General features: G+C 59.2%; 5 protein-coding genes. All 5 read left to right on the top strand.

Annotation, left to right across the window (positions count from 1 at the left end; translation table 11 throughout):
• The coding region (locus tag ACETWG_03025; GenBank protein ID MFB0515562.1) for a hypothetical protein at window positions 1-471 on the top strand (471 nt) is incomplete at its 5' end.
• A 149-nt stretch (window positions 472-620) separates the two neighbouring features.
• The gene (locus ACETWG_03020) at window positions 621-2,465 is read left to right on the top strand and encodes a M61 family metallopeptidase (GenBank protein MFB0515561.1); all 1,845 of its coding nucleotides are present in this window, start codon (window positions 621-623) and stop codon (window positions 2,463-2,465) included.
• A 6-nt stretch (window positions 2,466-2,471) separates the two neighbouring features.
• Entirely contained in the window at window positions 2,472-3,104 is a 633-nt protein-coding gene (locus ACETWG_03015; protein ID MFB0515560.1) for a thiamine diphosphokinase, read from the top strand.
• Window positions 3,105-3,117: 13 nt separating this feature from the next.
• Complete coding sequence (locus ACETWG_03010) at window positions 3,118-4,554, top strand: sodium:solute symporter (protein MFB0515559.1); 1,437 nt, start codon at window positions 3,118-3,120, stop codon at window positions 4,552-4,554.
• Window positions 4,541-5,013 (top strand): alpha/beta fold hydrolase (locus ACETWG_03005; protein ID MFB0515558.1); only part of this gene is annotated, 473 nt, incomplete at its 3' end. The genes ACETWG_03010 and ACETWG_03005, both read left to right, overlap by 14 nt.

Genomic DNA, 5,013 nt, shown 5'->3' with positions numbered 1-5,013 from the left:
CACCCGGCCCTGCCCCAGCAGGAGTATCCCGGCCTTGCTCTGGGAAGCATGGTCTTAAGTCTCATCGCCAGAATGGCCAGGAATCTACACCTGAGTGGAATTGTCACGGTGCCGTCGAGTTTGCATTCGGCGTTATTTTTTTTGAAGAGCTATCTGGCCCTGTCGCCCGTGGTTCAGGCCGAGCTGCTGGCTTTGAAGCGCCTGGCGCGCAGGTTCGGCCGGGCGGAGCTGGCGTGGGCGGAACACTGGGGTGACCTGCTGGAAGGTGACGCGGGTCAGGTTTTCCATTGGCGTCCTGCGGAGATGGTGCAGCCGCTGGCTGACGCGCTTCTGGCCTGGTTTCAAGATAATGAGTGCTATGAGCGGGAGCTCGAGCGTCACCAGCCGCGATTTGTCATCCGGGAGGGCGTTCAGATCAGGCGGCTCACTGACGGCCAGGTCGTCAGGGATTATCAGGTTCCTCCCGCCTGAGGGGGCCGAGTGGTACGACAAATCCGACTCGTCACGTTCTTCAGATACCGCGCCGAACGCGGGCCGGGACTTTGGGGGTGGATTTGACCGGCCAATCGAAGTATTTTTCCAGCTGTCGATCTACCATTGAATTGGAGCCAGTGTCTGCTATGAAAGCGCATCTGTTCGCAGGTGAAGGTCCGTCTCAGGAGAGGTGGCCCCGGCATTCAGGGCACGTTATCCTGGTGCTGCTGTTGATAACGGCGTCGGTTTCTGGCCGGATTACGTATACGGTGAGTTTTGAGGACTGCGCCGAGCACTACGTTACAGTAGAGATGGAGGTCGACGGCCTCCGGGGTAAAGAGCACCAGGATTTCAAGATGGCCGTATGGACCCCGGGCAGCTACCTGATACGGGAGTTTTCCCGCCATGTTATCGAATTCACGGCCCGGAGCCCCTTCAGGGAGTTGCCGGTGGTCAAGGTGAATAAAAACACGTGGCGAGTCGAGTTGAACGGCAATCAGCGCATATACCTTCGATATCGAGTATATGCTTTCGAGCCCAGCCCACGGACCAGTTATGTGGATGATAGTGGAGCCATGCTCAACGGCGCCAGTGTGTTTATCTATCCCGATGGCATGGAATCGCGAGAGAGCCTGGTGGTGATCAATAAACCACGCAACTGGAAGCAGGTCACATCCGCCTTGCCGTGGGTTGGGGGTAAAAGTCCGGTATTCAGGGCCGCCAACTACGATATGCTGGTTGACTCCCCGATTATGATCGGCAACCACACCGTGCTGGATTTCGCTGTCGGTGGAGTACCCCATCGCTATGCCATTGACGGCGAGGGGAACTATGACGCCGAGCGACTCCTGACGGATACCGGCAAGCTCATCCAGGAACTGCACGCCATGTTCGGTTCCGTTCCCTATCAGGACTATACGATTTTCCTGCAACTGCGGGAGGAGGATGGAGGTGGCCTCGAACACGGTAACTGCGCTCACCTGATTGCTTCCCGCTGGGCATTCACCTCGGAAGAGGACTATCGCCGTTTACTGCAGGACGTGGCGCACGAGATGTTTCACGTCTACAACATCAAGCGCATCCGGCCGCATTCTCTGGGGCCCTTTGATTACAGCCAGGAGAATTATACCACACTGCTATGGGTTGCAGAAGGATTCACGTGCTACTATGACCGGCTCCTGTTGAGGCGCGCCGACCTGATAACCGCCGATGACTTCATGGATATGCTGGCTGCTGATATTCAAAGGCTGGGGTCGATACCCGGCCGGCTTGAGCAGACCCTCCAGGAAGCCTCTTTCGATACCTGGATCAAGTTTTACCGGCCCGATGAGAACAGCTCTAACACGACGGTGTCGTATTATACCAAAGGCGGGCTGGTGGGCCTGGCCCTGGACCTGACCATCAGGGCCGCCACTGAGGGTGAGCGTGGATTGGACGATGTTTTCCGGACTTTGTGGCAGGACAGTCTGGTATCAGACGGGGGCTACAGCCATGCGGACTTCCGGTCGGTATGTGACTCGGTGGCGGGTCGCCCGCTGGACGATGTATTCCAGTATGTGACCACCACAGCGGAAATGGATTGGCAGCCGATCCTGGAGCCGTTCGGATTGATGCTGGTGCGGGGCTATAGCAGCCCTGAAGACTCTGCCCGGGCCTATTATGGATTCAGGACCCGCAATGAAAACGGTCGGCTATTCATCACCGGGATTGATCGGGACACTCCGGCGACCCGTGCCGGTCTGAGTGTGAATGATGAACTCATAGCCGTTGATAACTATCGCCTTCTGGGTGCTACAGCCGAGCGGATTCTGACCACTCGCAGTCCGGGTATGGAGGCTACTCTGGTGGTCAACCGCGACGGCCTATTACGCACTTTTACCATCAGGCCCGAGCTGCCCCCTTACGATATGGTGTCCATTGTGAGGGTCGAACCGCCGACGGAGCAGCAGGAGAAGCTCTATACGGGCTGGCTACAGGCCGCCTGGGAGTGAACCCGCATGCCCCTGGAACCGCCGGTAGTCATCCTGGCTGACGGTGATTTTCCCACCCATCACCGTCCGCTTGAAGCGTTGCGCCGGGCGGGTACGCTCATCTGCTGTGATGGGGCAGCGAACCATCTGCTGGGGCGCTTCCCGGAGCCGGACGTGGTGGTGGGTGACCTGGATTCAATCAGCGCTGATGCCCGGTTCGCCTTCCGCGATCGGTTGGTCGAGTTGCCCTCCCAACAGTCGAATGACCTGGAGAAGGCCCTCAAGTGGGCGGCAAAGGCGGGAGCAAGGGAGGTCACCATTATTGGCGCCATCGGCCAGCGGGATGATCACAGCTTCGGCAATCTAGTCATGCTCTGGAACGACTTCGGCCTGGAAGTGACTGTGCTTACCGATGCAGGACAGTTCACGCCGGTGCGGCTGGCCCACACTTTCGATTCCTTTCCGGGACAAAACGTGTCCCTGTTCCCTGAATCTACCGCCGTCCGCATCACTACCTCGGGATTAGTATACCAGCTAAAGGACGCTGCTTTAATTCCGATCCATAAGGGGACATCCAATCGCAGCCGGGGCACCGTCTTCACTGTTGAAGTCTCCGGCGGTGCCGTGCTGGTTTTTCAAAGCTATCCTCCCGAAGGCTGAGGGGGCATAGCCGATGGCATCCGCCTGGGGGAACGTCCAGCTCCAGCCCCTTGATCTAGGCATTATAGTGCTGTATGTGGGCAGCCTTTTATATCTGGGTCTTCGATCGCGATTATCACCGGCGGCCCAGGTGGAGAGTTATCTGCTGGGAGGGCGCCGCCTGACGCTGGTGCCCTTCGTGGCCACCCTGGTTTCCACGTGGTATGGTGGTATCCTGGGCATAGGGGAATTCACCTACCTGCATGGTGTGGTGAATCTGGTGGTCTTCGGCGTGCCCTATTATATTTTTGCGATATTCTATGCCCTTTTTCTGGCCGCCCGGATTCGGGGTGGTGAAGCGCTGACCATCCCGGATCGGTTCCGGCGGGCCTACGGTCCTCACAGCGCCCGGTTCAGCGCCGCCCTGGTGTTCCTGCTCACCACGCCGGCTCCCTATCTGCTCATGCTCGGGGTCATGCTCAATTTTCTATTGGGGTTTGAGTTGTGGGTGAGCGTGTTTCTGGGGACGGTATTCAGCACCATTTATTTATGGCGCGGCGGTTTTAAGGCCGTGGTGCGTACCGACGTGTTCCAGTTCGCCCTGATGTTTGTGGGATTCGCGGTCTTGCTGGGTTTTCTGGTTGGGAGCGAGCCGCTGTTGGATATGTGGCGGGGGCTGCCTTCGGGATACCGCAATTGGCGGGGTGCCGAGCATCTGAGCTGGCAGGTGATCCTGGTCTGGTTTCTCATTGCCAGCTGGACTTTCGTGGATCCGGGGTTTTACCAGCGCTGCGCGGCGGCACGTACCGGGAAAACCGCCGCCAGGGGTATTCTCATCAGCGTCGGTTTCTGGTTTGTCTTTGACCTGCTGACGACCTCCACCGGACTTTACGCCATTGGCCAGCTGCCCCACCTGGAGGGACAGTTGGCTAGTCCGGTGGCCGCCTATCCCCTGCTCGGTGCCACGGTTCTGCCGGCAGGCCTGCGGGGACTGTTCTTCGCGGCCCTGCTGGCGGTCATCATGAGCACGGTTGATTCCTTTGTATTCATCAGTGCCACCACTCTAGGCCGTGATTTCGCGCCCCGGGGCGGCGAGAATCCGGCTGCGGAACGCCAGCGCATCAGGTGGGGAATCGTGGCCAGCTGCGTCGTGGGATATATTCTGGCCCTGAGCCTGCCATCGGTGGTCGAGCTGTGGTATACGTTGGGTATGGTGCTGGTGCCGGGGTTGCTGCTGCCCATTCTGCTGACATTTTATCCCCGGATAACCTTGTCGGATGGGGCGGCGCTGAAGGTCGGTCTCGCCGGTGTGCTGACCGCGGGCGTCTGGCTGCTCACTCCCGGTATTATGCGCATGTTGGGGGGCGCTGGGGAGACCTATCCGCTTGGATTACAGCCGATGTTGCCCGGCCTGCTGGTGACTTTCATCATGGTCCCGCTCCTGGGGAGGTCTTCCCATGCCGGTGGATGACCGTTTTGTCTACCGCGCCCCGATATGGATGCGCAGCCCGGTTGTTCAGACCAGCCTGTGCCGGTCGCGCATCAGGCGCTGGGGCAGGAACCCCATGCTGGCGGCCAGCCGTGAAGAAATCCTGGTCACGTCCGCTGGCGTCCGCCTGCAAGGGTATTGGTCACCTATCGATAAGCACCTGCAGCAGGGTATCGCAATTCTGCTGCCGGGCTGGGAGGGCAGCGCGGACTCCACCTATATGGTGTGTACGGGACGCACGCTATTCAAGGCAGGGTACAGCGTCTATCGGCTCAATTACCGCGATCACGGTCATACCCATCATTTGAACGAGGGTCTGTTCCATGGGGCGTTGCTGGGGGAGGTGGCCGAGGCGGTGGGGCAAGTGGCGGCGCGGGCCGGGAAAGGGCCAGTCTTCGTAATTGGATTTTCATTGGGCGGCAATTTTGCCCTGCGCCTGGC

It is taken from the genome of Candidatus Neomarinimicrobiota bacterium (assembly GCA_041862535.1).
In the GTDB taxonomy this organism is placed as follows: Bacteria; Fidelibacterota; Marinisomatia; order SCGC-AAA003-L08; family TS1B11.
This window is presented reverse-complemented; position numbering and strand designations above follow the sequence as displayed.

Bases quoted from the DNA above. Each gene is read 5' to 3' on its own strand.
- ACETWG_03010 (MFB0515559.1), top strand. From the start codon at position 3,118: ATGGCATCCGCCTGGGGGAACGTCCAGCTCCAGCCCCTTGATCTAGGC.
- ACETWG_03020 (MFB0515561.1), top strand. From the start codon at position 621: ATGAAAGCGCATCTGTTCGCAGGTGAAGGTCCGTCTCAGGAGAGGTGG.
- ACETWG_03015 (MFB0515560.1), top strand. From the start codon at position 2,472: ATGCCCCTGGAACCGCCGGTAGTCATCCTGGCTGACGGTGATTTTCCC.